Genomic DNA, 25,732 nt, shown 5'->3' with positions numbered 1-25,732 from the left:
GGTCGGTCAGATCCGCTCGCGCAGCGCGGGCCAGGCTTCGGCGAAGCGCGGATGCAGCGGCAGCAGCGCGACCTCGTCGGCCGGGGTCCAGCGCAGCTCGATGCTCTCGGCGTCGCCCGCCACCGGGTCGAATCGCCGGACGACGTCGGCGACGACGGTGGTGTAGCTCCAGAAGCCGAGGTCGAGCACGGTGCTGAAGCGCACCTCGACGAGCTCCGCCGGCACGCCGGCCTCTTCGTTCGCCTCGCGGATCGCGGCGCCGATCGCGGTCTCGTGCTCGTGGCGCGCGCCGCCCGGGATCCCCCACGTCCCGCCGTAGTGGCTCCACTCGGCGCGATGCTGCAGCAGGACCTCGCGGCCGGACGTCACCGCGAGCAGGCCCGCCGCTCCGAACCGACCCCAGTACCTGGTGCCGTCGGGACCTTCCACCCAGGCGTCGCCGCTCGAACCGCGCATCCTCCAAGCATGACGCACCGGGCGACCGCCCAGGAGCCGGGCGTCGCATCGTGACACGTAGGCTGAGGGGATGACCGGCGACGAGGCATCCGCCCGCATCGACGCGTGGCTCTGGGCGGTGCGCCAGTTCAAGACCCGTTCCGCCGCGACGGCGGCCTGCCGCGCGGGGCATGTGCGCGTGAACGGCGAGCGGGCGAAGGCGGCGCAGCCGGTTCGACCCGGCGACGAGGTCCGCGTGCGCGTGCACGGCGTCGATCGGCGGCTCATCGTGCGCCGCACGATCGTGAAGCGCGTGTCCGCGACGCTGGCCGCCACCGCGCTCGAGGACCTGACGCCGGCACCGCCGCCGCGTGAGGAGGCGCCGGCCGCGGTCATCCGCGACCGGGGTGCGGGCCGGCCGACCAAGCGCGAGCGACGCGAGCTCGAGCGACTGCGCCGGCGCTGAGCCCCGCGCTCCCCCGATCCGACACGGAACCGGCGTAACCTGATCCCGTGGAGAAGCAGTTCGCTCACGAGCCCGACGCCCACCGCTACGTGCTGCTGGTCGACGGGCGCATCGCGAGCGTGCTCGACTACCGGGTGCTCGGCGAGTCGGTGTCGTTCCATCGCACGTTCACGAACCCGCCCTACCGGGGCGCGGGGCTCGCGGGCGAGCTCGTCGCGTTCGCGGTGGACGACGTCGAACGCACGACGAAGCTGAGGATCGTGCCGAGCTGCTGGTACGTCGGCGAATGGTTCGATCGGCATCCCGATCGGGCGCGTCTGCTCGACCCCCGGGTGGCCTGACGTGGTCGCGGGCTACTCCGCCGAGCAGGTGCGCACGGCCGAGGCGCCGCACCTCGCCGCGGGCGAGCCGTTGATGCGGCGGGCGGCGTCGGCCCTGGCGGCGGCGATCCGCCGCGAGCGGGCGGCGGCACCGCGCAGCGAGGGGCCGGTGCTCCTGCTCGTCGGGCCCGGCGACAACGGAGGGGACGCGCTGTTCGCGGGCGCCGAGCTCGCCGCCGACGGCATCGAGGTGCTCGTCGCACCCGTCGCGACGCGGCGCCACGCGGCCGGCGAGGCGGCGGCGCGCATGGCAGGCGCACGGTTCGTCGGCGACGACGGCGCGGATGCCGCGGCGATCGCTGCGACGGCCGCCGCCGCCGCGGTCGTCGTGGACGGGATCCTCGGCACCGGGACGACGACCGGGACGGCCGCGTCCCCCGCGCTGCGCGGCGCCGCGCGCGACATCGTGCTCGCGGTACGGGCCCGGCTCGAGGCATCCGACCGATCGAACCGGGCGATCGTGATCGCGGTCGACCTGCCGAGCGGCGTCCACCCCGATGACGGCACGGTGCCCGACCCCGCCGTGCTGCACGCCGACCTCACCGTGACGTTCGGTGCCGTGAAGGCCGGAACGCTGCTCGAGCCGGCCGCGGCGTACGCGGGCCGGCTCGAGCTGGTCGATCTCGGGCTCGGAGCCGAGCTGTCGACGATGACCCCGCTCGTCGAGCGGGCGTGAGCGATCAGTACCAGTTCATCGACTGCGAGTGGCTCCACGCGCTGCAGGGCGTGCCGTACGCGCGCTGGATGTAGTCGAGCCCCCACGAGATCTGGGTGCGGGCGTTCGTCTGCCAGTCGGCGCCAGCGGTCGCCATCTTGTCGCCGGGCAGCGACTGCGGGATCCCGGCGGCACCGCTGGAGGCGTTGTACGCCTGGTAGTTCCAGCCCGACTCCTTCTGCCAGAGGTTGCTCAGGCAGGAGAACTGGTCGGAGCCCCAGCCGTACCGCGAGGCGGCGAGCTCGGCGGCGTACGCGCGAGCCCCGTCGGGCGTGTTCGCCGCGGCGAGTGCGGCGGCCGCGGCGGCGGCCTGCTCGGCCTGGACGCGTTCGTACTCCTGCACCGCGGCGCGGGCCTTCTCGGCCTCGGACTTCGTCTGGATCGTGAGGTCGATGACCTTGTCGGTCGACAGGGTCTGGTAGGCGCCGAGCGAGGCGACCGAGGCCGCGAGGCCCGACGCGTCCACCTTGCCGTCGGCGGCGGCGAGGGCGTCGGTGGCGACCGTCAGCGTGTCCTTCGCCGTGTCGATCGCTTTCGCGGCCGCGATGTCGCGGTAGGCGCCGAGCTGGTCGTGGTCGAGTCCGGTCGCGTTCGTGATCGCGGCCGTGGCCTCGACGCGGGCCTGCTGTTCGGCGGCGGCCTGCAGCGTGAAGCCGGTGCCGGCGAGGAGGCCGGCCGCGCCGATCGCGCCGGCGACGATGAGGCGGCGACGGCCGAGGCGGTGCAGTCTGATGCTGCGGCGGGTCTGCTGGGTGTCGGGGACGAGATCGGTTTCGGGCAGGTTCACATCGGTATTGCGCATAGATTCGGGGGTGCTCGGATGGATCGGGGGATCCGGGTCGGGTTGCGCCCTCCGAGCCGGAGGCGCACGCACAAGTCCGACACTCTGCCCCCCGAATCTGAACAGATCCTCAGTTCCACCTGATGAACTCGTGAGAGCGCGACCACGCTCCCCCGCCGGATTCGGCAGAATCGAGGGCGTGCCGCCCTCCGCCGAATCGTCCCGACCCGCCACCGGCTTCCCCGCCGACGACGCGCGATGCCCCTGCGGGTCGGGCGACGTGTTCGGCGCCTGCTGCGCCCCGTTCCTGCGCGGGGCGGCCGCGCCGACGGCCGTGCAGCTCATGCGGTCGCGGTACACCGCGTACGCCGTCGGCGACGCCGCCTACCTCGTGGAGACGTGGCATCCGACCACCCGCCCGGCGACGATCGAACTCGACCCGGCGCTCGAATGGCGACGGCTCGCGATCCTCGGCACCGACCGCGGCGGCCCGTTCGACGACCGCGGCACCGTCGAGTTCGACGCGGCATGGCGCGAGGGCGAGGCACGCGGGCGGCTGCACGAGGTGAGCCGCTTCGTGCGCGACGAGGGACGGTGGCGTTACGTCGACGGCGACGTCGGCTGACCCTCGTCGTCCCAGTTGGCGGCGTTCTTGCGGGAGGGCTGCACCCTCGGCGGCTCGCCCGGCATCTTCGGGAAGTCGGGCGGGAACGGCAGCTCGCCCAGGCCGTCGTCGAGGTCGCGCCGCCACCAGTCGAGCAGCGTGTCGATGCGCCCCGCCTGCGCGTGCATCCCGGCCCACGGGTCGCCCCGCTCGGCGAGGCGGGCGGGCACGGTGCGGACGGTGAAGTCGCGCGGGTCGGCGTCGGGCACCTCGCCCCACTCGAGCGGACACGACACGCTCGCCCACGGCAGCGCCCGCGGGCTGTAGGCGCCCGCCATGGTGCGGTCGCGGTTCGCCTGATTGAAGTCGACGAACACCCGCTCGCCGCGCTCCTCCTTCCACCAGGCGGTCGTCACACGGTCGGGCATGCGCCGCTCCAGCTCGCGGGCCACCGCGATCACGGCGTGCCGCACGTCGAGGAACTCGTGCTCTGCCGCGATCGGGGCGAACACGTGGATGCCCCGGTTGCCCGAGGTCTTCGCGAACGGGGTGAGCCCGACCTCGACTAGCAGGTCGCGCAGCGCCAGCGCCGGTTCGATCGCCTCGGCGTAGCCGGTGCCGGGTTGCGGGTCGAGATCGATGCGCAGCTGGTCGGGCAGATCGGATGCCTCGGCCCGCGACGCCCACGGATGGAACACCACGGTGTTCATCTGCGCCGCCCACACCGCGCCCGCGGGTTCGTCGATCACGAGCTGCGGATGCGACCGCCCGCTCGGATACGTCACCGGCACGGCCCGCACCCACTCGGGCGCGCCCTTCGGCGGGTTCTTCGAGAAGAACTGCTCGCCGTCGACCCCGCCCGGGAACCGCTGCAGCGACACCGGGCGGTCGCCGTTCGCCTCGACGAACGGCTCGCCCACCGCGACCAGGTACTCGGCGAGCTCGCGCTTGGTGATGCCGACCTCGGGCCAGAGGACTCGACCGGGGCTCGACAGGCGCACCTCCCGGTCGCCGTGCGGGCCGGGGACCGTCATCGTCACTGCGTCGGCAGCCATGGTCGCGACGCTACCGCATGAGCTCGCGCACCGGTCGCAGCCGGAACAGGCGCACGACGCGGCCCGACTCGCGCTCGTAGCTGCGGTAGCCGGGCCACTGTCGCTCGATCCGCGCCCAGGCCGCGTCGCGCTCGTCGTCGGGGATGAGGGTCGCCACGACCGCGAGCCGACGCTCGCGCACGGTGATCTCGGCGTCGGGGTGCGCGAGCAGATTGTAGGTCCACGCGGGATGCCGCTCGCGCGCGAAACTCGTGCCCGCCACGATCGCACGACCCTCGCCGTCGGGCGTGTACATGAGCACGGTCTCGCGCGGCGCACCGCTCTTCGCACCCACGGAGCGCAGTACCAGGGACGGCACCAGCAGCCCGCTCACCTGGGCGCGCCCGCCCGACACCCACGACACGAGCCGCTCGAAGACGGGCAGCAGCACCGGGGCGATGCGCCGGAACACCCGGGTCCGGCTGAGCGGGGCGACGATGCGGCGGACGAGCTGCTGCGTGCGGGGCATCCCTGCATTCTGCCGGTGGACCGGCCCGGGCGCACCCGTCCGTCGCGACATCCGGTTCAGTCGGCGATCCGCTCGACCGCCTCCCGGGCCGCGACGACCTCCTGGCCCGCCTCCTGCGCCCGCCGCTCCGCACGGCGCAGCCGGCGGAGCGCCATCGACCGGGCGCCGTATCGCTCGGCGACCCGGTCGATGCGCTCCTCGACCCCCGTCACGATGTAAGCGCCCGCGAGCAGGATCACCTGCGCCGACAGGTTCAGCCAGATCAGCAGGGCGATGAGCGAGCCGAACGAGGCGAGCAGCGGGTTGTTGGACGCGCCGCCCACGAACAGGCTCGAGAGCACCTGCAGCACGGTGAGCCCGATGCCGCCGAGTGCAGCACCGACCCACAGTTCCCTCGCGCGGGGTCGCACGCCCGACAGCAGCAGGAAGAGGCACGCGATCACCACGGTGTCGATCGCGAAGGTGACGACGACCGAGATCGACTGCGTCGCGATCCGCGCGGGCGGCGACCCCGACCCGATGCCGATGAGATCGAGCAGGGTGCCGACCAGCACCGTGCCCCCGACCGTGACGACCGCGGACGCCGCGAGCAGCGCGCCGAACCCGATCGCCGTCGCGAGATCGAGCAGGATGCGCCACACCACGAACATCGTGCTGTCGGGCTTCGCCGCGATGGTGCGGAACGCCGCGCGCAACGAGTCGATCGCGCCGATCGCGGTGCCGACGAGCCCGATGAGCGCGACCGAGCCGGCGATGCCGAAGCTGAGCGGCTGCACCAGGTCGCCGGGATCGATCAGCCCACCCGAGCCGACCAGGCCGGGGATCGCGGCGTCCAGCGCCTCGACCAGGGCGTCCATCGCGTTGGGATTGCCGGCCAGCCACAGGCCCGCGATCGCGAACCCGAGGAACACGCCCGCGAACAACGAGAACAGCGTGCGGTAGGTGACGCTGTCGGCGAGCTTCGGCCCGTGGCTCTCCTGATACAACAGGAACGCTCGGGCCGGCTTCGTGCTCAGCACCCACGCGATCAGCCGACGAACGCCCGCGACCGGTCCGGAATCGGACCTGGTCGCGGGCGCGTCGGAGCGTTCGTCCATCCCGTCAGGCTACGTGCCGGCGGCCCGCTCCCGACAGGGGTTGCGTCAGTACCAGCCCTTCGCACTGAACGAGTCCCAGGCGCCGCACGGGGTGCCGTAGCGGCCGGCGACGTACCCGAGGCCCCAGGTGATCTGCGTCGCCGGGTTGGTCTGCCAATCGGCACCGGCCGAGGCCATCTTGCTGCCGGGCAGCGCCTGCGGGATGCCGTAGGCGCCGCTCGAACCGTTCGAGGCGTACACGTTCCAGCCCGATTCGTGGTTCCAGAGTTCGACGAGGCATCCGAACTGGTCGTCGCCCCAGCCGTACATCGAGGCCATCAGGCTCCGGGCGATGGACTGCGCCTCGCTCGGGTTCGACGGCGCGGACGGCCGGGACGCGGCCGAGGATCCGGCGGCCTGCTCAGCGGCCTTCGCGGCGGCGGCCGCCTCCGCAGCGGCCTGCGCCGCGGCTTGCTCGGCGGCGACGCGGTCGAACTCGGCGACCCGCGCCTGCACGTCCTGGGCGAGCTGCCCGGCCTGCGTCGCGAGCGCGAAGACGCGCGACGGCGACAGCCGCTCGTAGTCGTCGAGGATCGCGACGGTCGAAGCGAGCGCTGCGGCGTCGACCTTGCCGGCCGCGGCGGCGACCGCGGCGCCGGCATCGGCGAGCGCGTGCTTCGCCTCGAACGCGGCGCGTGCGTCGAGCACCACGCTGTGGCTCGCGGCCTGGATGGTGTCGGCGTTGCCGGCGTCGGTGAGCGCGCGGGTCTCGGCGACGCGGTCGCGCTGCGCGGCGACGGCGTTCTGCGAGACGAAGCCGACACCGGAGACGGCGGCGATGGCGACGACGGCGGCGCCGGTGACGACGCTGACCCGCCAGTCGTGGCGGCGGCGGAGGCGCGCTTCGCGGCGGGTGGGTCCGGTGCGGAGGTCGGCGTCGGGGGTGGGGTTCGAAAGCTGGTTCTGGTTCTGGTTCTGGTTCTGCATAGCGTTCACGGGCGCACGGTGCGGCGAGCTGGGCTCGTCGGGCGCGGGCGCGGTCTCGTTCCAGTCGGGGGCAAACGGATGCCTCGGACGGGGCCGAGGCGGAAGCAGTCAGTCTGCAGACCCGTTCTGGACGGTTCCTCACCTTTGTCTGGCAATCCCGTGAGCGGGCTCGCGGATGCCGAGGTGACGTGATAACGGCAGGAACGGCCGATCAGCGGCCGGTTCAGGCCTCGCCGCGCAACTCCATGCTGAGCTCCTCGGCGTCGAGCACGTCCAGTGCACCCGCGAGCGCCGCCGAACTGTAGAGGCCGTCGTCGCGCGCCTCCAGCAGCGCTTCGCGCTGGGCCGCGATGATCTCCAGACGCAGCTTGCGCACGAGTTCGCGCCCCGCCTCGCCCTTCGCCCGCGCCGTCTCGGTGACGTCGCGCCGTTCGGCGGTCACCCGCTCGGCGACCGTGTGCATCAGTCGATTCACCTCGGCGCGTTCCTCGCCGACGGCCCGGGTGTCGATCGGCGCCGGTTTCACCAGACGGATGAACCAGCTCAGCGTGCCGCCCTGGATGAGCAGCGACAGGGCCGCCACGAAGAACGCGGTGAGCACCAGCAGCGATCTGCCGGGGGTGTCGTTCGGCAGGGTCTGGGCGGCGGCGAGGGTGACCGCGCCCCGCATGCCGGCCCAGACGATGACGGCGCCTTCACGCCACCCGAGGGGCACCGCGAGGAAGTAGTCGATGTCCGCGGCCTTGCGCCGGAGCATCCGCCGCACCCGCTCCAGCCGTGGACCGTCGGGTCGCCGCCGCTCGGGTCGACCCCTGTCCGCGGCGGTCGGCTCGTCGGCCGCGTCCGGCCCCCTCTCGCCCGCCGCCGCCTCCTCGACCGCGGTCTCGGCGCGCTCGGTGAGGTCGTGCGCGTCGAGTCGCTGCTGGATCTGCTCGATGCGGGGTCGCATCGCCGCGGCCCGACGACGTCGGCGCGCGAGGATCCACAGTGTGATCGCGACGTATCCCGCGCGCACCGCGACGACCGCGGCGAGCGCGGCGAGCGCGAGCAGCACGCCGACCTCGATGCCCACGCGTTCGTTCGAGAGGTCGTCGAGCAGGGTCGAGAACTCGAGGCCGAGGATGAGGAAGACGGTCCCCTCGAGGATGAGCTCGATCGCACTCCAGTTGCGGGCGTCGGAGATGCGGTGGCCGGGCGAGAGGCTTCGGATCGCGCCGCGCCCGGTCACGAGGCCCGCGACGACGGCGGCGACGAGGCCGGATGCTCCGAGCGCTTCGGCCGGGAGCGAGGCGAGGAACGGCACCGTGAACGAGATGACGGTGTTGACCGTGGCATCCGTCACCCGCGATCGCACCCACAGGTTGACGCGCCCGACGAGCCAGCCGAGCACGACCGCCACGCCGACGGCGAAGGCGAAATCGCCGACGACGTCCCAGATCGTCACCGATGCCGCGGTCGCCGCGATCGCCGAGCGCAGCAGCACCAGCGCGCTCGCGTCGTTCAGCAGGCTCTCCCCCTCGAGCACCGTGACGATGCGCGGCGACACGCCGATGCGTTTCACGATCGAGGTGGCGACGGCGTCGGTGGGGCTCACGATCGCGCCGAGCGCGATGCCCAGCGCGAGCCCGAGGCCGGGGATGAGCCACGCGAACAGCAGACCGAGCAGGCCGGAGCTGACCACGACCAGGCCGATGGAGAGCCCGCTGATCGCGCCGAACTCGCGTCGGAACTCCATCGAGGGCATCGCGATCGCCGATGCGTAGAGCAGCGGCGGCAGGATCCCCGCGAGGATCCATTCGGGGTCGATCTCGATATCGGGGATGAACGGCAGGAAGCTCACGACGATGCCGAGCAGCACCAGCAGCAGCGGCGACGCGACGCGCAGGCGCGGGCCGATCGTGGCGGCCGCGGCGATGCCGAGCAAGCCCAGCACGATGACGACGAGCACCTCCACGGCGCCCCCTTCCCGTTCTCTGCGTGCCAGTCTGTCGTACGGGGGGAATGCACCGCGATACCGGGAACAGCATCGCCGCCCCTGGTGTTGGATCGGATGGCGAGGCATCCGCTCCGATCGACGGAGTCACCTGCCTCGACGAGGAGGACGACCATGACCGCACCTGGCGAGATCACCCGCGTTCCCGGTACCGAGACCGCGGTGCTGGCCGGAGGGTGTTTCTGGGGCGTCGAGGATCTGATCCGCAAGCAGCCCGGCGTGCTCGACACCCGGGTCGGCTACACGGGCGGGCAGAACGCGGACGCCACGTATCGCAACCATCCCGGCCACGCCGAGGCCGTCGAGATCGTGTACGACCCCGCGAAGACGAGCTACCGCGACATCCTGGAGTTCTTCTTCCAGATCCACGACCCGACGACGCTGAACCGGCAGGGCAACGACATCGGCACGAGCTACCGCTCGGCGATCTTCCCGCTCTCCCCCGAGCAGGAGCAGATCGCCCGCGACACGATCGCCGATGTGGATGCCTCGGGCCTGTGGCCCGGCGAGGCGGTGACCACGATCGAGCCCGCCGGTCCGTTCTGGGAGGCGGAGCCCGAGCATCAGGACTACCTGGAGCGCATCCCGTGGGGGTACACCTGCCACTTCGTGCGCCCCGGGTGGAAGCTGCCGCATCGCGAGGAGACCGCGGCAGCCGCCGCGTCGGAGTCGGCCCCCACGGCCTGACACGAACTCGGGTCGACCCGCACGAGAACCGGGGCGCGGCGATGCCCGCGCCCCGGTTCCGCGTCTCATGCGGTGAGCGGGCGTCTCACGCGACGATCCCGCCGGTGCGCTGGGTGTCGGGAGCAGACATCGGATGTCAACCGACGATGATCACTTCAGGATTCGGTGCCCGGCGGCGACGACCTTCCCTAGGAACGCGCGGCCGGCCCGTGGCCGGGCGCCACCGAGCTCTGCAGCACGAGGGTCGCCGCGCCGATGGCGGCGGAGTCGCGCGGATCGATCGCCAGTTCGACGCGGGTGGCGTGGATGGCGCGGGCGAACGCGCGCTCGTCGAGCCGGTGCTGCACCGCCCGCACGAAGATCGAGCCGGCGACGGCGAAGCCCGCACCGGCCAGCACCACTCGGTCGACGTCGAACAGGTTGACCAGGGTGACCGCGGCGAGAGCGAGCCGCTCGGCCGCGGCACGCACCACGTGGGCGGCCTCGGCGTCGCCCGTGACGGCGGCGCGCGCGAGATGGTCGAAGAGGGCGTCGTCGCCGAGCGCGGATGCCTCGTCGGACAGCGGGCGACCCGAGCTGCGCAGCTGCCCGGCCACGGCCGCGGGCGACGCATAGCGCTCGAGGCATCCGATATTGCCGCAGAAGCAGGCCACGCCGTCGGGCTCGACCGTGAGGTGGCCGAGCTCGGCCGTGTTCGAGCTCGCGCCGCGCACCAGTGCGCCGTCGAGCACGACGCCCGCGCCGATGCCGCCGTCCATGTAGATCGTCGCGAACGCGTCCGATCGCGACACGTTGCGGCTCCAGAACTCGCCGACTGCCGCGAGCGACGCGTCGTTGTCGACGAACACGCGGGTGTCGAGGCGTGCAGCGAGCTCGTCGCGCAGCGCGACGCCCTCGAGCCCCGAGATCCTGGGCGGCAGGTAGACCCGGCCGGTGGCGATGTCGAGCGGACCGGGCACCGCCACTGCGAGCCCGACGACGTCGGCCGGGTCGAGACCGACCGCGGCGACGAACCGCCGGAACAGCTCGGCGATGCGATCGGCGATCGGTTCGGTGACCGGGCCGCTCGTGGCCACCGCCTGGCGCGCGATGACGCCGCCGAGGGTGTCCGTCGCCACGCAGGTGATCGCGGCGGGGCTGATGTGCATGCCGATGCCGTACGCGGCATGCGAGTCGAGCTCGAGCAGCGATCGGGGCTTGCCGCGCGTGGCCACGACGGTGCCGGCCTCGCGGATCACGCCGTCGTCGATGAGCTTGCGGACGATACCCGACACCGCCGGCTGCGTGAGACCGGTGAGCTCGGTCAGCTCGACCCGGCTGATGCGTCCGGCCGATCGGATCAGGTCGACGATGAGTGCGCGACTGCCCGGACCGGCAGCCTGTTCCCGACGTGCCACGCCTACTCCCTCCGTCGTCCCAGTAGGTTAGTTCACCAGGACTCGGCGATGACCAGCGGGAGGTCGCAGTGCAGCAGACGGTCGGATTCGCCCTGGCCAAACCCGCCGAGGTGCTGGGTGCCGAGCCGTACATGCACGAGCTCATCGCCGGCATCGAGCGGGTGCTGCTGCCGCGCTCGGCCTCGCTCCTGCTGCGGATCGTCTCTTCGCCGTCCGGCGTGGCCGACACCATCCGGCGCTGGTCGGCCGACGGCCTGGTCGACGCCGTGATCCTGATGGACCTCGAGCCCGACGACGCTGCGGTCGCCCTCGTGCGCGAGCTCGCCATACCGGCCGTGGTGAGCGGCGACCCCGACACCGCCGCCGGCCTGTCGACGGTCTGGTCGCAGGACGACCTGGTGATGGACGCCGCGGTCGACGCGATGCTCCGGCTCGGCCATCGCCGGCTGGCACAACTCACCGGCCCGGGCAGGATGGCGCACACCCGGCTGCGGCTCGCCGCGTTCGAGCGCGCGGCCCGGGCGGCCGGCGCCGAGGCCGTCGCCCGTGAGGGCGATTACTCCGAGCGCAGCGGACGGGAGTTGGCGCTCGAGCTGCTCCGCGACGAGCAGCCGCCGACCGCGATCGTCGCCGACAACGACCTGATGGCCATCGGCGCCCTCGCGGCGGCGCGGGAGCTCGGCGTCGAGGTGCCCGCGCAGCTCTCGATCGTCGCCTGGGACGATTCGCCGCTCTGCCAGCTGTCGAGCCCGCCGCTGTCGGCGATGAGCCACGACGTGCAGACGATCGGCGAGCTGATCGCCGAGGTCGCGCTCGAGGCGATCGACGGCGAGCCCGCGCGAGTGGTGCGCGCACCGGTCGCCGAGTTCGTGGCGCGCGGCTCGACCGCCTCGCCCCCGATTCCGTCCGCGATCGATGACGGATCCGATGCGGATGTCGGCGGCGACGAGACATCCGGACCTTAAACATAAATTAATTATCTAAATCGTTGACATCCGACCAAACGTCGGACATCCTGTTGGGGATTCGCTTTCGAGCAAAGGAGCCCCCAATGAATCACCGCAGGACCAGAGCGGGCGCGCTGATCGCGGCCGCCGCCGTTCCGGCCCTCGTCCTCACCGGCTGCGCCGGACCGAGCGGCGGCGGCCAGTCGTCCGACACGATCTCGGTCGTGACCCGCTGGGCCGCCGGTAGCGCGGAGGCCGAGATCCAGCAGCGCGTGTTCGACGCCTTCACCGAGGACACCGGGATCAAGGTGGAGTTCACCGACGGACTCGAGAACATCGACGACCAGGTCGAGACGGCCGTCGCGGCCGGCAAGTCCCCCGACCTCGTGATCGTGAACCTCTACGACAAGACCCTCGGATGGCTCGACGCCGGCGTCACCGTGCCGCTCGACGACCAGCTCGCCGAGTGGGGTCTGGCCGACCGCATCCAGCCGAGCGCGCTCGACGAGTGGCGCGTCGGCGGCGACCCGGCAGGCGAGTTGCAGGGCCTGCCCTACAGCGGCTTCAACTGGCCGCTCTGGTACAACACCGACCTGCTCGCGAAGGCCGGCGTCGACGAGATCCCGACGACCACCGACGACCTCATCGACGCCGCAGCGTCGCTGCGCGCGGCCGGGGTCCCCCCGCTCATCGTGGGCGGCAACGATTGGTCCGGGCAGAAGCTCTTCTACCAGATCATCCAGTCGTACGCCGACGCCGACACCACCAAGCAGGTCATGAGCGAGGGCGGCTACTGCGAAACCGACGACATCGTGAAGGGCATCGAGCTGTTCACCGAGCTGCGCGACGCCGGCGTGTTCGTCGACGACGTGGCCGGCTACACGGCCGACGACATGTACGCCACGTACTTCGCCGGCGAGGCCGCCGCGATGCCCGCCGGCTCGTGGGCGTTCGCCCCGGCGCTCGAGTCGGGCACCGGCATCGAGGGCAGCACCGTGCTCGGCGGGCTCGCCGTGCCGAGCGACGGCGAGTTCGGCGCCCCGACGGCGTTCCAAGGCTTCACCGGCGTCGGCTTCATGGTGACCCAGCAGGGCGCCTCCGAGAACCGCGTCGACCTGGTGCGCCAGCTCATCGCGGCGTTCTACAGCGACGACGCCGTCGCCGACTTCGTCGAGAACGGCAACAACGTGACCCCGGTGATCGGCGACTTCGCCGCCGAGGCGAAGAATCCGCTGCTGCAGCAGGCACTCGACCTCGGCGACTCCGTCGACTACGCGGTGCTCCCCGACGTCTGGATCGGCGCCTCGTCCGACCCGCTGATCCAGGTCATCACGAAGGCGTACGGCGGCGGCGACGCGCAGGAGATCTGCGGCGGCCTCGACCAGGCGACGCTCTGACCCATTGAGACCGCGGTGCGCGGGGTCGGCACATCCGGCCCCGCGCACCGCGAAAGGACTGCTGTGATCGAAACATCCGTGCGCCCGCGCCGCCCTGCCGGCCGCGCCGCGCCCGCCGAGCCCTCGCCAGCGCCGAGCCCGTCGCCCGGACGGCGGCGCAGCGGCCTGCTCTGGCTCTCCGCCCCCGCACTGGCGTGGTTCCTGTTCTTCACCGTCGGCCCGCTCGCCGGCATGTTCGTGATCGCGTTCCTCGACTGGCGCGGTCTCATCTACACGCCGAGCTTCGCCGGGCTCGACAACTTCGCCCGCGTCTTCACCGACCCGACCTTCTTCGACGCGCTGCGCAACAGCGCCGTCCAGGTGGTCATCGCGATCCCGCTGATGATGCCGCTCGCGTTCCTGCTCGGGTACTTCCTGAACTCGAAGCCGCGCGGCCATCGGGTGCTGAGCGTGCTGTTCTTCACCCCTGGCCTCATCTCGATCTCGATCAAGGCCATGGTCTTCTACGGCGTACTGTCGCCGACCGGCGGGCTCAACGGCCTGCTCGACGCGATCGGGCTCGAGGGACTGACGACCGCGTGGCTGGCGAACCCCGACACCGCGCTCGGGTCGATCATCTTCATCGACCTGTGGTCGGGCGTCGGATGGACCGCCGTGCTGTTCGCAGCCCGGCTCGCGAGCCTGCCGCACGAGGTGCTCGAGGCGGCCGATCTCGACGGCGCGGGACGCACACGCAAGATCTGGCAGATCGCGTTTCCGATGGTGAAGGACTACTTCGCCACCCTCACGATGCTGCAGTTCCTCTGGACGCTGTTCACCTCGGCCGCGCTCATCCTGCTGCTCACCAACGGCGGCCCGGGCACCTCCAGCACCACGCTCTCGTACCTCGTGTACGCGAAGGCCTTCTCGCAGCGCGACCTCGGCTACAGCCAGGCGGTCGGGCTCATCCTCCTCGCCCTCGGCATCCTCGGCATGCTGCTCATCCGGCGCGTGCTGCGCACCAAGAACTGAACGGAACGAAGCCGTGACCGCAACACCTTCGACTACGCCGGCCGCCGCCGTCGGCGCGACCACGACGGCCAGTCGTCCCCGGCGGCGGCGCCGACTGCCCGCACCCACCAGCATGGGACCGATCGCGACGACGCTCGCCTGGATCTACGCGCTCATCCTCGCGATCCCGCTGTACTACCTGGTGGTGAGCTCGCTCAAGAACAACGTGGCGATCTTCACCGATCCGTTCGGCCTGCCCACCACGTTCTTCTGGGAGAACTTCGCGCAGGCGTGGGATCGCGCCGAACTCGGCACCGCGCTGTGGAACTCGGTGCTCGTCTCGGGCGTCGCGGTGATCCTCACCCTCGTGCTCGCGATCCCGGCGGCGTACGCCCTGGCCCGCAGCGACAGCCGCCTGGCGCGCGCAGTGACCGGCACGTTCTCGGCGGGGTTCCTCATCCCCCCGTTCGCCGCGCTCATCCCCACCGTGATCCTCGCCATCCAGCTCGGGCTGTTCTACACCCGCGAGTTCCAGATGCTGTTCCTGCCCGCCAGCGCGCTGCCGCTGTCGGTGCTGCTGCTCACCCAGTTCATGCGCACCGTGCCGCACGAGCTCGTCGAAGCCGCCGCGATCGACGGCGCCGGGCAGTGGTCGATCCTGCGGCGCATCTTCATCCCGCTGAGCATGCCGGGCATCGTGAGCGTCACGATCCTGCAGGTGCTGACCTTCTGGAACGAGTACCTGTTCTCGCTCACCATCACGGGCACCTCCCCCGCGATCCGGACCGTCCAGGTCGCCCTGCCGACCCTCGTCTCGGACTCGACCCGGTTCGGCGTGCTCGCGGCCGGCACCGTGATCACCCTGCTGCCGGTCTACCTCGCCTACGCAGTGCTGCAGAAGCGCATGCAGGAGGCCCTCACCGCTGGAGCACTGAAGGGATGACCGAGACCAGCATGACCGACCCGAACCTGACCGAGACCCGACCCGTCGACCTCGTGCAGCCCGATCCGGTCGCACGCGTCGCGGCCGTCGAGCACGTCGATCTCGGCGGCGACTGGGTGCTCCGCCGCATCGGGCCCGACGAGCTCGCCGGGCCCGGAGCGACGGGCGCTGCCGCGCATCCCGCCGTCGCCCATCCCGCCCTCGCCGCCGCTCCGGCGCTGCCGGCGGACATCCCGGCGGTCGTGCCCGGACAGGTGCACCTCGACCTGCTGCGCGCGGGGCTCATCCCGGACCCCGACATCGGGTTCGGCGAGCATGATCAGACCTGGGTCGGGCACTCGACGTGGGAGTACCGGCGCGAGTTCGACTGGCGGCCTCGGCCCGGCGACCGCACCGAGCTCGTCGCCGACGGCCTCGACACATTCGCCGAGGTGCGCGTGAACGATCACCCGATCGCGCGGACGGCCGACCAGCACCTCTCATACCGGTTCCGGGTCGACGACGTGCTGCGGGAGGGCGTGAACACGCTGTCGGTGCGGTTCGACTCGGCATGGGCCGCCGCCCACGCCGACGAGCGGGAGCGGGGAGCGCTGCCGAGCCCCTACGACGAGCCGTACCCGCACGTGCGCAAGTCGGCGTGCAACTTCGGGTGGGACTGGGGCCCCCACCACGTGACGGCCGGTATCTGGCGGCCGATCGCGCTCGAACGCTTCCGTGCGCGCATCGCGGGCGTCCGGCCCCTCGTGCACGTGGCCGACGACCTGCGCTCGGCCGCGGTCGAGGTCGTCGTGCGTCTCGACCTCGACGACGCCGAGGCGGCCGACCGCATCGAGGCCGTGCTGCTCGCGCCCGATGGACGGGTGGCGGCGCAGTCGGCCGTGCGCGTGGCGCGGAACGTCGACGATGCCGGTGGCACCGGTGGCGCCGGGTCTGGCACGCGGCCGGGTGATGCCGGCGAGCAGCGGCTCGACCTCGTCGTCGATGCACCCGAGCTGTGGTGGCCGGCGGGCCTGGGGGCGCAATCGCGCTACCGGCTCGCCGTTCGGCTGCTGCACCACGGCGACGTCGTCGACGCGTGGGAGCGGCGCATCGGCATGCGGTCGATCGAGATCGACGACCGCCCCGGCCGCTGGGCGCTGATCGTCAACGGCCGACGGGTCCGCGTGCGCGGATACAACTGGATCCCCGACGACCCGTTCGACGCCGAGGTCACCCCTGCCAGACTCGCCGCGCGGCTCGACCAGGCCCGCTCGGGCGGGGCGAACCTGTTGCGGGTCTGGGGCGGCGGGGTCTTCGCGAGCGAGGAGTTCCTGGACGGCTGCGATGCCCGCGGACTGCTGGTCTGGCAGGACTTCCTCTTCGCGTGCGCGGCGTACCGCGAGGACGACGACGTCGCCGACCTGGTGCGCCGCGAGGCCGAGCAGGCGATCGAGCGGCTGTCGAGTCATCCGAGCGTGGCCGTCTGGTGCGGTGGCAACGAGGCCGTCATGGGCTGGCACGGCTGGGGGTGGCCCGGCATCATCGGCAATCGGCCGTGGGGCGCCGGCTATTACACCGAGCTGCTGCCCCGCCTCGTCGCCGCGCTCGATCCGACCAGGCCGTACGTGGCGAACAGCCCATGGGGCGGCTCGCTCGAGGTCGACCCGAACGACCCCGAGCGCGGCCCCTCGCATCTGTGGGACGAGTGGAACGAGGTCGACTACGCGGGGTACCGGCGGCACGACCCCGTGTTCGTCTCCGAGATGGGCTGGTGCGGCGCGCCCGCATGGACGACGCTGCGCCGGGCCGTGCCCGACGGTCCGCTACTGCCTGAGAACCCGCAGGTCGCCCACCACCTGCGCGCCATCGGCGGAGCCCACAAGCTCGCGCGCGGGCTCCAGCCGCATTTCCCGGTGCCGACCGCTCCCGAGGCCTGGCACTACGCAACCCAGCTCGTGCAGGCGCGCGCCGTCTCGGCGGGAGTCGAGTGGCTGCGCAGCCGCGAGCGTTCCTCGGGCGTCATCGTCTGGCAGCTGAACGACTGCTGGCCGGTGCTCAGCTGGTCGGCGGTCGACGGCGATGGCGTCGAGAAGCCGCTGTGGCACGCGCTGCGGCAGTCGTTCGCCGACGTGCTCGTCACGGTGCAGCCCATCGCCCCCGGCGGACCGCTCGACCCGTCGGGTTCGGCGGGGCTCGAGCTCGTCGTCGTCGGCGACGCGCCCGACGCCCGCACGGTTCCGGTGCGGATACGCCGAGTGAGCCTCGACGACGGCATCGCGCGCGCGTCGAGCGAGTTCGAGGTCGACATCGCCTTCGACGGCATCGCCCGCCTGCCACTGACCCCGAGCCTGTCGGCGGGCGAGGATCCCGCCGGCGATCTGCTCATCGTCGACTCGCCGTACGGCCGGTCGGTGTGGGCGAACCGCCCCGACCGCGAGCTCCGGCTGCCGCCGGCGCGGTTCGACGTCGACATTCGGCTCGATCGCGGGGCGCTCGTGGTGCGCGTGGCCGCCGGGAGCGTGATCCGGGATGTCTCACTGCTCGCCGACCTGCTGGGCGACGAGCTGGGCGTGCCGCCGGCGCTCCTGCGCGTGGATCGGATGCTGCAGACCCTGTTGCCCGGCGAGGTCTGCGAGCTGCGGGTCGACCGTCGCGACGCAGTCGCGATCGAGGTCGTGCCGTCCATCGACGCAGTGCGGGCCGCCATGCGCTCTGCGAACGATCTGCTGCACAGGGGAGCCGGCTGGACGGCCGTGAGCGCGTAGCGTTGACGGCATGGCCGATGACCTCGTCGCCGACTTCAAGACGGCGTTCCGCACCCATCCCGCGGGCATCGCCCTCGTGACGGCGGCGACCGCGACCGGTCCGGTGGGGCTCACGGCCTCGAGTGTGGCATCCGTCGCGCTCGACCCGACGTCGCTGGTGTTCTCGGTGACGCGCGCGACCGGCACGGCCGGTGCGCTGCTGGGCGCCCCCTCGCTGGTGGTGCACTTCCTCGGCATCCAGCACGAGGAGCTCGCCCGGTCGTTCGCCACGTCGGGCGGGCCCCGGTTCACCGCCGATCAACCCTGGCTGCGCCTGCCGACCGGTGAGCCGTACCTGCCCGACGCGCGCGCCGCGCTGCGCGCGATCCCCACGCACATGCTGCCGGTCGGCAGCTCGACGCTCGTCGTCGCCGAGGTCGTCGAGGTGCGGCTCGGTCCGCCCGCGCCGGCGCTCGTCTGGCACGATCTGGGCTTCCACGCCGTCGGCGGAGACGCGGCCGGCCCGGCCGCGCCGACGCAGCCGGGCTGACCAGGCCCGGGGTCGGCGTCAGCGCTCGAGGGCGAGCGCGACGAGCCGCTGCAGCTCGGGCACGAGTTCGGCTTCGAACCACGGGTTGCGCTGATGCCAGCCGACGTTCAGCGGCGAGGGGTGCACGATCGGCACGACCTCCGGCGTGTAGTCGCGCCAGGCGCGCACCGTGTCGGTGAGGGTCGCGTGCCGTCGGTCGCCGAGGCGCTCGCGCTGGGCGAAGGCGCCCACGAGCACGGTCAGGCGGGGCCGCAGTTCGGCGAGGATGCGCGGATGCCACGCCTGCGCGACGCCGCGGCGCGGGGGCAGATCGCCCGAGGGGCCTTTGCCCGGGTAGTAGAAGTCCGTGGGCACGATCGCGAACGCGGCGGGATCGTCGAAGACGTCGCGGTCCACGCCGAGCCATCGCAGCAGGCGGGCGCCGCTCGCGTCGTTGAACGGAATACCGCTCTCCTGTGCGCGCCGTCCGGGCGCCTGGCTCATGACGAGCACCCGGGACTCGGGCGAGCCGGCGATGAGCGGGCGCCATCCCCTGGCCGTGTACTCGGCGTTCGCGGGATCGGCGGCGATCTCGTCGCGCAACCGGTCGAACGGGTCGCTGAGGCGCATGCCCGCAGCGTACCGGGCGCGCAGCGTACGAGGCTCGCGCCGAACCGGGCCCGACCGGAGGCGAACGAGCCCGTTTCCACGGATGACGTCGGCCCCTGCCCGCCTCGACGCCCGACCTAGACTCGGACGGGTGAGTCCCCGCCACCCGAACGACGAGGTTCCCGCGCGCGTCCCCACAGACGGCATCGACGACCTCGACGACCTCGACGCTGCCGACGCCGAATCGGCGCCGCCCGACGCGATTCCCGACGAGCGCCCTCGGCACACGCCGCTCTGGGCGCTGCTCTCGCGATGGCTGGTGCGCCTCGAAGCATGGCTGCGCTCGCACGGCGGCACGCCCCTGCGCATCGGGATCCGCGTCTTCTGGGGCTTCGTCGCGGCGACCGGCGTCGTGCTGCTCATCGGGCAGGTGATCAACCCGCCGCTGACCATCGAGGACATCACCTCGTCGGCGTCGACCGCCACCGAGGACTGGATCGCCCGCGAATTCGCAGCGGACTACGAGATCACGCGTGACGACGACGGCACGCTCCGCGCCTCGGTCGAGGAGCGGATCAGCGCCCACTTCCCCGACGACGTCGATCTGACCGGCATCCGTCGGGTGCTCGCCACCGAGTACCAGGGGCACGCACTCGAACCGGCGGCGATCACGGCGAGCCTCGACGGCCGCCCCGTCGAGGTCGACGAGTCGGCGAGCGCGACCCGGCTCACCCTGACCCTCGATGCCGGCGAACGGCTCGACGGCGATCACGAGTTCGTGCTGCGATACGAACTGCGCGACCTGGCGTACGAGGCCGTCGACGCGGCGACGGGCCAACGCGTCGACCTCCTCGAGTGGGACGTGTTCGGTCCGTCCTGGCCGCAGGCGTTCTCGGGACTCGACGTGAGCGTGACCTTGCCCGAGGACATCGACGACCGGCTGATCCGCCAGCCGCGGGGAAGCCTCGCCTGGACGCCGCTGCTCGTCGCGGGCGAATGGCTGCACCCCGAGGACGACAGCCCGGCCGGCACGATGCGGTACCGGCTGACCAACGACCAGAACATCCCGCCGCATGCGAACGCCTGGTTCACGATGTCGTTCGAGCACGGCACCTTCACGATGCCCGGACCGTCGCCGATCTTCATCGTGCAGTCGTTCGGTCCGCTGATTCCGCTCGCGTTCCTCGCCCTCGTGCTGCTGCTCGCCCTCGCGGCGCGCGCGGTCGCGTGGGGCGACGCCCACGGGCGGCCGTGGATCGTGCCGCGACACGAACCGCCCGCTGCGCCGCCGGCTGCGGCGGCACACGTGCTCGGCGCCCCGCTGGCGGTCGGCCTCGCCGACGCGCTCGCGGCGATCCCGCGGCGCGGGCCCGGATCCGCGTGGATCGACCAGCGCCTCGAGGCCGCGCGTGCGGCGCGACGCACCGGGCGCTTCGGGGATCTGCCGCATGCGCTCGCCCGCTACTGGTCGGCGGGCGCGCGGCGCGCCCAGATCGACCAGGGGTGGCGACGGGTGCCGCGCGGCTTCGTTCGCGATCTGTTCCTCGCGGCACCGCCGGCGCTCGTCCTCGTGCAGTGGGGCGTCGTGCGCCAGCTCTCCCATCAGGCGAAGGTCGCGGTCGTCTGGTGGCCGACCGCCTTCGTGATCGTCTCGACGGTGATCGCCGCGATCATCGTCTGGATCGCGTGGACGACCCGCCCGCTCACCCGTCGGGGCGCCCTGCTCAAGCAGCACCTGCTCGGCATCGGCCTGTTCGCCGAGCGGACCCGGCTGCTCGACCGCGGCCCGTCGCGCGATCCTGTGCTCCCCTACGCCGTGCTCGTCCCGCCGGCGCGTGAGGCGGGCAGGCGGGTGACCGCGATGCTCGACGCCGAGTTCGAGGGCACCGCCGACGCGCGCGAGCGGATGCGCAGCTGGCGCACCCCCGCGTACCTCACGTGGACGAGACTGCTCGTGATCGGAGCATCCGTAGTGCTCGTCCCCGCCGCGATCGTGATGGCGACGACCGTGCCGAATCCCTACGAGCGCGGCCTCACGTATCGCGCCTACGACGGCGAAGTCCCCGGGTCGCTCTGGGTCGAGGCCGAGTCGGCCGAACTCACCGCCGAACTCGCCCGCACCGCCGACGGTCGCGCCGAGATCCGCGTCACCCAACGGATGAGCGTCGTCTTCGACGACTCCAGCTCGCGCGTGCCCCAGCTGGCCGATCAGTGGCGCAACGTCGTCGACGGCCAGCAGCTCGACGTGCGCGTGGATTCCGTGCGCATCGACGGCGATGCGGTGCCGTTCGTCACCGAGCAGGATCGCGACACCCTGCTCATGCGCACGACGATGGCCGATGCCCTGTCGGGCACCTTCGACGTGGACGTCGAGTACACCATCGCGTCCGCTGCGGTGGCGACCGTGAATCGCGACGGCGACGTCGTCGAGCGGGTGCGGTGGGTTGCGCTCATGGACGGCTGGGAGTCCGCGCAGCTGTTCCCGACACGGGTTCACCCGATCGAGCCGCTGCGCATCGAGTTCCGGCTGTCGGACGAACTCGCCGAGCTCGCGACCGCAGCGGGTTGGATCACCCGCGACACGCGCACGGGCGAGCATCCGCGTGATTGGGCCGAGGCGATCGTCCCGTTCGGCTCCCTCGCCGACGAAGTGGACCCCACCCAGGACGCCGGAACCGCGGAATCGGCGGATGTCACGGACGGCGTCCGCTCGTACGCCCTCGACCTGCACGACAGCGACTCCGGCTACCCGTTCGTGCTCACCGTCGGCGACCTCGGCGTCGCGTTCGACTTCCCGCAGGCGACCTTCGTCGGGCCGTCTGACGAGGCACGTCGAGCGGCGGCGACGCGCGAATCGCTCCCCTTCGCGACGAACCTGACCATCGCGTTGCTCGCGATCGTCGTGGCGGGTGCCGGAATCCTCGGTCGCAAACGGCCATGGGCCACCCGGCCCGGCCCCCGACGCGACCTGGTGCGGTGGTTCGCACCGGCGGCGGCGCTGGCCTCGACGATCCTGTTCTTCTGGCTGTGCGGCGACATGGTGCCCGACCACCCCGTGCTGCCCGCGCTCGGCTATCCGACGCTGGGCGCCGTGGTGCTCGCCGTGTGGGCGCTCATCGCGACGCGACGGCGACGCAAGGCGAAGCGATGAGTCGCGGGACTCAGCGCTCGCGGCGGTCGGGGCGGTCGCGGCGGTCGGGCTGCTCGGGGCGCTCGCGCGCGATCGCCTCCGCGAAATCGCCCTGGCGGAACCGAGGTGCGAATCGGCCCTCGACCTCGTCTGCGGACAGCGCGAAGTCGCGCCCCTTCGCGTACCCGGCGATCCAGGCGATGACGAGGTACGTGCCCAGGTCGAGCCGATGGTCGAGCCAGGCGAGGTCGTCGTCGGCGGTGTCGGAGAGCCATTCGTAGAACTGCGCACCCCATTGCTGCATCGACCGCCGGCCCCGCGGCAGCTCCATCGTCGCGGCCAACTCCGTCTGGATCCAGATCGCCAGGGCCTCGTCGCGTGCGGCGGGGTGCGCTCCGCCGCCCGCGGCGGGGTGCGCGAGACGCGCGACGATGGTGCGGTGCGCTGCGTTCAGGGCGGACAGCAGCGCCTCGCCGTAGCGAGCACGGCGTTCGCGGCGCGCACTTCTGGCCGAGACCCCCATCGTGATGAAGCCGCCCACGACCGCGCCGAGCAGTGCGGCGGCGATGTAGACGAGTTCGGTGCTCACCCTCCGAGCATGGACTGCTCACCGCGAACGCGGTAGTCCCATGCGTGCCGGCGAGCGCGATCACCCGGTCAGGCGTCGCTCAGCGCCGTCGCCTGCAGACGCTCGAGCGCGTCGAGGAAGACCTGCTCGTCCTGGAGCGCCCGGGCGACGACGAGGGCCCCCTGGATGCCGGAGACGACGTCGATCGCGATCGTCTCCGCACGATCGGGCGACCGCCCGAGGCGTTCGAGCGCCCCCCGCAGCGCGACGATCCACTCGTCGAAGAAGCGTCGAATCGACTGCGCGAACCGTTCGCGTTCCCGCCCGAGTGCGAACGCGCCGAACAGGCAGACGAGCTGGCGGGATCCGAAGTACCGTGCCGTCGCGACGAACATGGCGGCGATCTGCTGTCCGGGGTCGCCGCCGGAGGTCAGTGGGCCGTGCACCTCCCGGGAGAACCAGCCGTGCACCTCGTCGAGCACGACGGCGGCCATCTCCTCTTTCCCGCCGGGGAAGAAGTGGTAGAGGCTGCCCTTGCCGAGCCCGGTCTCGGCGCTCATCGTGGCGAGGCTCGCACCTTCGAAGCCGTGCCGTCGGAAGGTGTCGGCGAGGGCGAGCACCAGGTCCGCGCGTTCGGTGATCTGACGGGTCACTCACAGCCCCAGTTCGCTGAGGCCGGGATGCTCGGCGGGGCGAGGCGCGGATCGGTCCCAGAAGAACCTGCGCTCGGATTCGTCGATGGCGACGTCGTTGATGCTGGCGTGCCGCTCGGCCATCAGTCCCTCGTCGTCGAAGCGCCAGTTCTCGTTGCCGTAGGCACGGAACCACTGCCCTGCCGCGGAGCGCCATTCGTAGGCGAACCGCACGGCGATCCGGTCGGAGCCGTGCGCCCACAGTTCTTTGATCAGCCGATACTCGTGCTCGCGCTCCCACTTGGCGCGGAGGAAGTCGACGATCTGCGCGCGCCCCTGCAGAAAGGTGGACCGGTTGCGCCACCGGCTGTCCTGCGTGTACGCGAGGGCGACCCGTTCGGGGTCGCGGGTGTTCCACGCGTCCTCGGCGAGACGAACCTTCTCGATCGCGGAATCGCGGGTGAACGGCGGGACGGGCGGTTTGGTCATACCGATTCCTTTCGTGTACTGATCGGTACAGACTATACCGATCAGTACAGCGCGCGGATGCCCCGGATGCTCGGGTGCCCGGATCGCACGAGGGGCTATCCTGTCCCGCATGGCCGGCGCAGCCTCCGCCGCACGTGCGTGGATCGGGACGATCGTCTTCCTCCTGCTCGCGCCCGGTGTGGTGGCCGGCCTCATCCCGTGGCTCATCACGCGGTGGCAGTGGCACGACTGGGGCGGTGCAGCATGGGTCGTCGTGCCGGTCGCCTGGCTCGCGATCGGCGTCGGGGCCGCCTGCCTGCTGTTCGCGTTCGCGCTGTTCGCAGTGCACCGCGGCACCCCGGCCCCGGTCGCACCGACCGAGACGCTCGTGGTGACGGGGGTCTACCGCTTCGTGCGCAATCCGATGTACCTGGCGGTGCTCGCGATCATCCTGGGTCAAGCCCTGCTGTTCGGCAGCTGGTGGCTCGTCCTCTACGCAGCGATCGCGCTCGCCGCCGTCGTCGCGTTCGTCAAGGGGTACGAGGAGCCCACCCTCACTCGCACCTACGGCGAGCAGTATCTCGAGTACCGGCGCAACGTCCCGGGAGGCGCCCGCGGCTCACGCCGTGGCGGCCGTGACCTCGTGCGGGCGACTCCCGAACCGTGCGCCCACCGCGATCCGCCTCACGACTGCTGACCGAAGAAGGCGGCGATCCGTCGCTGCCAGGCGACCAGCACGCGAGGCGGCCGAGCCGACGAGTGGTTCCAGGTGCGGCCGGGTCGGCGGCGACCGGTCGCCATCGACGCGAGCCCCGCGCGGCCGTGGCGAACCTCGCCCTGGTGACCGGTCGGCCGGTCGGCGTGAGCGGGCACGCCGGGAACACGATGGCTCGCTTCGTGCACTGCGTCGATGAATGAGCGAGTGTCGGTCATCGTCGGTCCTCCTCGGTTCTCGATCAGTGATAGATGGGGACTCTATCATCGATCGAGCGCAGCCTCAATCGTTGATAGAGTGCCGATGGAGGTACGGCCGATGGCGTTGGACACGCAGCAGATCGTCACCGAGGCCCTCGCCTTGCTCGACGCGGACGGTCTCGACGGGGTGACCCTGCGCAAACTCGCAGCCAGGCTCGGCGTGCAGCAGCCCACCCTCTACTGGTATCTGCCGAACAAGGCGGCCCTGATCACCGCGATCGCCGACGCCATCCTCGAACCGCAGTTTCCCGAACTGGCGCCGCCGGCGCCCGACGAAGCGTGGCAGGAATGGCTGATCGGCGTGGCCGAGCGCTTGCGTCGCGCACTCCTGGCCCATCCCGACGGGGCCCGGATCGTCTCGACCTCGCAATCCTCACTGAGAATGGCAGCGATCTCCGAACTCGCGATCAGCACGCTGGTGGCCCGCGACGTTCCGCTGCGGCAGGCCCGGCTCATCGTCCTGACGGTGGAGCATTTCACGGTGGGCCACGTCCTGGAGGAGCAGACCGGCCCGCCCGCTGCCGGCGCCACGCAACCCGACTTCGATCTCGAGGCCTTCGCGGAGGCCCACCCGACCGTCGTCGCGGGCATCGCCGAGTACTTCCACGACGGTCGCACGCCCGACGACCTGTTCCGCGATTGCCTGGATGTCATCATCCACGGCGCGGCGACGACCGCACGCCCGACGTCCTGACCTTCCGCTGCGCCGACCGCGCCGCGCCGACCGCGCCGCGCGC

At 72.0% G+C, this 25,732-nt stretch carries 27 protein-coding genes; 14 read left to right on the top strand and 13 right to left on the bottom strand.

Annotated elements, in window-relative coordinates; genetic code table 11:
- Positions 1-6: 6 nt before the first annotated feature.
- Positions 7-456 (bottom strand): NUDIX domain-containing protein, encoded by a 450-nt coding sequence (locus MTO99_RS03420; RefSeq protein WP_354002507.1) that lies wholly within the window; start codon positions 454-456, stop codon positions 7-9.
- 70 nt (positions 457-526) lie between these two features.
- Here MTO99_RS03420 and MTO99_RS03415 point away from each other — a divergent pair, with 70 nt between their 5' ends.
- From MTO99_RS03415 to MTO99_RS03405, 3 genes are read left to right on the top strand one after another with little or no spacing between them, the layout of a single operon-like run.
- Positions 527-901, top strand: a complete 375-nt coding sequence (locus tag MTO99_RS03415) for an RNA-binding S4 domain-containing protein (protein WP_243556972.1) — start codon at positions 527-529, stop codon at positions 899-901.
- A gap of 47 nt (positions 902-948) precedes the next feature.
- Positions 949-1,242 carry a GNAT family N-acetyltransferase gene (locus MTO99_RS03410; protein WP_243556971.1) on the top strand — a complete coding sequence of 98 codons (294 nt, stop codon included), beginning with the start codon at positions 949-951 and terminating at the stop codon, positions 1,240-1,242.
- Between the two features lies 1 nt (position 1,243).
- Positions 1,244-1,957, top strand: coding sequence for an NAD(P)H-hydrate epimerase (locus tag MTO99_RS03405; RefSeq protein ID WP_243556969.1), 714 nt, complete (start codon positions 1,244-1,246; stop codon positions 1,955-1,957).
- 4 nt (positions 1,958-1,961) lie between these two features.
- Here MTO99_RS03405 and MTO99_RS03400 read toward each other — a convergent pair whose 3' ends face one another.
- Positions 1,962-2,798: an aggregation-promoting factor C-terminal-like domain-containing protein gene (locus tag MTO99_RS03400; RefSeq protein ID WP_243556967.1), complete on the bottom strand. Its 837-nt coding sequence runs from the start codon at positions 2,796-2,798 to the stop codon at positions 1,962-1,964.
- A gap of 178 nt (positions 2,799-2,976) precedes the next feature.
- On the opposite strand from MTO99_RS03400, the gene MTO99_RS03395 reads away from it, so the two are divergent.
- Positions 2,977-3,402 (top strand): YchJ family protein, encoded by a 426-nt coding sequence (locus MTO99_RS03395; protein ID WP_243556965.1) that lies wholly within the window; start codon positions 2,977-2,979, stop codon positions 3,400-3,402.
- Here the strand turns inward: MTO99_RS03395 and ligD are convergent.
- The 5 genes from ligD to MTO99_RS03370 all read right to left on the bottom strand — a co-directional run bounded on the left by ligD (position 3,378) and on the right by MTO99_RS03370 (position 8,961).
- Entirely contained in the window at positions 3,378-4,436 is a 1,059-nt protein-coding gene (ligD, locus tag MTO99_RS03390; RefSeq protein ID WP_243556963.1) for a non-homologous end-joining DNA ligase, read from the bottom strand. The two genes, MTO99_RS03395 and ligD, sit on opposite strands and share 25 nt — an antisense overlap.
- A gap of 10 nt (positions 4,437-4,446) precedes the next feature.
- A complete protein-coding gene (locus MTO99_RS03385) occupies positions 4,447-4,944 on the bottom strand; it encodes a nitroreductase family deazaflavin-dependent oxidoreductase (RefSeq protein WP_243556961.1) in 498 nt (165 codons plus the stop codon).
- 56 nt (positions 4,945-5,000) lie between these two features.
- Positions 5,001-6,041: a YihY/virulence factor BrkB family protein gene (locus MTO99_RS03380; RefSeq protein ID WP_243556959.1), complete on the bottom strand. Its 1,041-nt coding sequence runs from the start codon at positions 6,039-6,041 to the stop codon at positions 5,001-5,003.
- 45 nt (positions 6,042-6,086) lie between these two features.
- Positions 6,087-7,007, bottom strand: a complete 921-nt coding sequence (locus MTO99_RS03375) for an aggregation-promoting factor C-terminal-like domain-containing protein (protein WP_243558926.1) — start codon at positions 7,005-7,007, stop codon at positions 6,087-6,089.
- Between the two features lie 223 nt (positions 7,008-7,230).
- Positions 7,231-8,961, bottom strand: a complete 1,731-nt coding sequence (locus MTO99_RS03370) for a cation:proton antiporter (protein ID WP_243556957.1) — start codon at positions 8,959-8,961, stop codon at positions 7,231-7,233.
- A gap of 153 nt (positions 8,962-9,114) precedes the next feature.
- Here MTO99_RS03370 and msrA point away from each other — a divergent pair, with 153 nt between their 5' ends.
- Entirely contained in the window at positions 9,115-9,687 is a 573-nt protein-coding gene (gene msrA, locus MTO99_RS03365) for a peptide-methionine (S)-S-oxide reductase MsrA (protein ID WP_243556955.1), read from the top strand.
- Between the two features lie 188 nt (positions 9,688-9,875).
- Here msrA and MTO99_RS03360 read toward each other — a convergent pair whose 3' ends face one another.
- Positions 9,876-11,084 (bottom strand): ROK family transcriptional regulator, encoded by a 1,209-nt coding sequence (locus tag MTO99_RS03360; RefSeq protein WP_243556953.1) that lies wholly within the window; start codon positions 11,082-11,084, stop codon positions 9,876-9,878.
- A 68-nt stretch (positions 11,085-11,152) separates the two neighbouring features.
- On the opposite strand from MTO99_RS03360, the gene MTO99_RS03355 reads away from it, so the two are divergent.
- The 6 genes from MTO99_RS03355 (at position 11,153) to MTO99_RS03330 (ending at position 18,634) form a co-directional block, all read left to right on the top strand.
- Positions 11,153-12,049 carry a LacI family DNA-binding transcriptional regulator gene (locus tag MTO99_RS03355; RefSeq protein ID WP_243556951.1) on the top strand — a complete coding sequence of 299 codons (897 nt, stop codon included), beginning with the start codon at positions 11,153-11,155 and terminating at the stop codon, positions 12,047-12,049.
- 86 nt (positions 12,050-12,135) lie between these two features.
- On the top strand, positions 12,136-13,428 hold the full coding sequence (locus tag MTO99_RS03350; protein WP_243556949.1) for an ABC transporter substrate-binding protein: 1,293 nt from the start codon (positions 12,136-12,138) through the stop codon (positions 13,426-13,428).
- A gap of 63 nt (positions 13,429-13,491) precedes the next feature.
- Entirely contained in the window at positions 13,492-14,439 is a 948-nt protein-coding gene (locus MTO99_RS03345; protein ID WP_243556947.1) for a carbohydrate ABC transporter permease, read from the top strand.
- Between the two features lie 112 nt (positions 14,440-14,551).
- The gene (locus MTO99_RS03340; RefSeq protein WP_243556945.1) at positions 14,552-15,361 is read left to right on the top strand and encodes a carbohydrate ABC transporter permease; all 810 of its coding nucleotides are present in this window, start codon (positions 14,552-14,554) and stop codon (positions 15,359-15,361) included.
- The gene (locus MTO99_RS03335; RefSeq protein WP_243556943.1) at positions 15,358-18,105 is read left to right on the top strand and encodes a glycosyl hydrolase 2 galactose-binding domain-containing protein; all 2,748 of its coding nucleotides are present in this window, start codon (positions 15,358-15,360) and stop codon (positions 18,103-18,105) included. The genes MTO99_RS03340 and MTO99_RS03335 overlap by 4 nt, the downstream gene beginning before the upstream one ends.
- A gap of 10 nt (positions 18,106-18,115) precedes the next feature.
- A complete protein-coding gene (locus MTO99_RS03330) occupies positions 18,116-18,634 on the top strand; it encodes a flavin reductase family protein (RefSeq protein ID WP_243556941.1) in 519 nt (172 codons plus the stop codon).
- 18 nt (positions 18,635-18,652) lie between these two features.
- Here the strand turns inward: MTO99_RS03330 and MTO99_RS03325 are convergent, their stop codons facing one another.
- Positions 18,653-19,243: a uracil-DNA glycosylase family protein gene (locus MTO99_RS03325; protein ID WP_243556940.1), complete on the bottom strand. Its 591-nt coding sequence runs from the start codon at positions 19,241-19,243 to the stop codon at positions 18,653-18,655.
- Positions 19,244-19,373: 130 nt separating this feature from the next.
- On the opposite strand from MTO99_RS03325, the gene MTO99_RS03320 reads away from it, so the two are divergent.
- Positions 19,374-22,373: a DUF2207 domain-containing protein gene (locus MTO99_RS03320; RefSeq protein ID WP_243556938.1), complete on the top strand. Its 3,000-nt coding sequence runs from the start codon at positions 19,374-19,376 to the stop codon at positions 22,371-22,373.
- Between the two features lie 10 nt (positions 22,374-22,383).
- On the opposite strand, the gene MTO99_RS03315 is transcribed toward MTO99_RS03320, so the two are convergent.
- The 3 genes from MTO99_RS03315 to MTO99_RS03305 all read right to left on the bottom strand — a co-directional run bounded on the left by MTO99_RS03315 (position 22,384) and on the right by MTO99_RS03305 (position 24,041).
- Positions 22,384-22,941, bottom strand: a complete 558-nt coding sequence (locus tag MTO99_RS03315) for a hypothetical protein (protein ID WP_243556936.1) — start codon at positions 22,939-22,941, stop codon at positions 22,384-22,386.
- 68 nt (positions 22,942-23,009) lie between these two features.
- On the bottom strand, positions 23,010-23,573 hold the full coding sequence (locus MTO99_RS03310; protein ID WP_243556934.1) for a TetR/AcrR family transcriptional regulator: 564 nt from the start codon (positions 23,571-23,573) through the stop codon (positions 23,010-23,012).
- Positions 23,574-24,041: a nuclear transport factor 2 family protein gene (locus MTO99_RS03305; protein ID WP_243556932.1), complete on the bottom strand. Its 468-nt coding sequence runs from the start codon at positions 24,039-24,041 to the stop codon at positions 23,574-23,576. It abuts the gene before it with no gap.
- 109 nt (positions 24,042-24,150) lie between these two features.
- Between MTO99_RS03305 and MTO99_RS03300 the strand changes: the two genes are divergently transcribed.
- Complete coding sequence (locus MTO99_RS03300; protein ID WP_243556930.1) at positions 24,151-24,717, top strand: methyltransferase family protein; 567 nt, start codon at positions 24,151-24,153, stop codon at positions 24,715-24,717.
- On the opposite strand, the gene MTO99_RS03295 is transcribed toward MTO99_RS03300, so the two are convergent.
- The gene (locus MTO99_RS03295; protein WP_243556929.1) at positions 24,705-24,953 is read right to left on the bottom strand and encodes a hypothetical protein; all 249 of its coding nucleotides are present in this window, start codon (positions 24,951-24,953) and stop codon (positions 24,705-24,707) included. The two genes, MTO99_RS03300 and MTO99_RS03295, sit on opposite strands and share 13 nt — an antisense overlap.
- 100 nt (positions 24,954-25,053) lie before the next feature.
- Here MTO99_RS03295 and MTO99_RS03290 point away from each other — a divergent pair, with 100 nt between their 5' ends.
- Positions 25,054-25,689: a TetR/AcrR family transcriptional regulator C-terminal domain-containing protein gene (locus MTO99_RS03290; protein WP_243556927.1), complete on the top strand. Its 636-nt coding sequence runs from the start codon at positions 25,054-25,056 to the stop codon at positions 25,687-25,689.
- Positions 25,690-25,732: the final 43 nt, after the last annotated feature.

It is taken from the genome of Agromyces larvae, from assembly GCF_022811705.1.
In the GTDB taxonomy this organism is placed as follows: Bacteria; Actinomycetota; Actinomycetes; order Actinomycetales; family Microbacteriaceae; genus Agromyces; species Agromyces larvae.
The sequence above is the reverse complement of the archived record's forward strand: the minus strand, read 5'-3'. Positions and strand labels throughout refer to the sequence as shown.

Coding starts and splice junctions, on each gene's coding strand:
- MTO99_RS03295 (WP_243556929.1), bottom strand. CDS start 24,953: ATGACCGACACTCGCTCATTCATCGACGCAGTGCACGAAGCGAGCCAT.
- MTO99_RS03415 (WP_243556972.1), top strand. CDS start 527: ATGACCGGCGACGAGGCATCCGCCCGCATCGACGCGTGGCTCTGGGCG.
- MTO99_RS03380 (WP_243556959.1), bottom strand. CDS start 6,041: ATGGACGAACGCTCCGACGCGCCCGCGACCAGGTCCGATTCCGGACCG.
- MTO99_RS03350 (WP_243556949.1), top strand. CDS start 12,136: ATGAATCACCGCAGGACCAGAGCGGGCGCGCTGATCGCGGCCGCCGCC.
- msrA (WP_243556955.1), top strand. CDS start 9,115: ATGACCGCACCTGGCGAGATCACCCGCGTTCCCGGTACCGAGACCGCG.
- MTO99_RS03420 (WP_354002507.1), bottom strand. CDS start 456: ATGCGCGGTTCGAGCGGCGACGCCTGGGTGGAAGGTCCCGACGGCACC.
- ligD (WP_243556963.1), bottom strand. CDS start 4,436: ATGGCTGCCGACGCAGTGACGATGACGGTCCCCGGCCCGCACGGCGAC.
- MTO99_RS03400 (WP_243556967.1), bottom strand. CDS start 2,798: ATGCGCAATACCGATGTGAACCTGCCCGAAACCGATCTCGTCCCCGAC.
- MTO99_RS03330 (WP_243556941.1), top strand. CDS start 18,116: ATGGCCGATGACCTCGTCGCCGACTTCAAGACGGCGTTCCGCACCCAT.
- MTO99_RS03305 (WP_243556932.1), bottom strand. CDS start 24,041: ATGACCAAACCGCCCGTCCCGCCGTTCACCCGCGATTCCGCGATCGAG.
- MTO99_RS03325 (WP_243556940.1), bottom strand. CDS start 19,243: ATGCGCCTCAGCGACCCGTTCGACCGGTTGCGCGACGAGATCGCCGCC.
- MTO99_RS03375 (WP_243558926.1), bottom strand. CDS start 7,007: ATGCAGAACCAGAACCAGAACCAGAACCAGCTTTCGAACCCCACCCCC.
- MTO99_RS03385 (WP_243556961.1), bottom strand. CDS start 4,944: ATGCCCCGCACGCAGCAGCTCGTCCGCCGCATCGTCGCCCCGCTCAGC.
- MTO99_RS03290 (WP_243556927.1), top strand. CDS start 25,054: ATGGCGTTGGACACGCAGCAGATCGTCACCGAGGCCCTCGCCTTGCTC.
- MTO99_RS03335 (WP_243556943.1), top strand. CDS start 15,358: ATGACCGAGACCAGCATGACCGACCCGAACCTGACCGAGACCCGACCC.
- MTO99_RS03340 (WP_243556945.1), top strand. CDS start 14,552: ATGGGACCGATCGCGACGACGCTCGCCTGGATCTACGCGCTCATCCTC.
- MTO99_RS03300 (WP_243556930.1), top strand. CDS start 24,151: ATGGCCGGCGCAGCCTCCGCCGCACGTGCGTGGATCGGGACGATCGTC.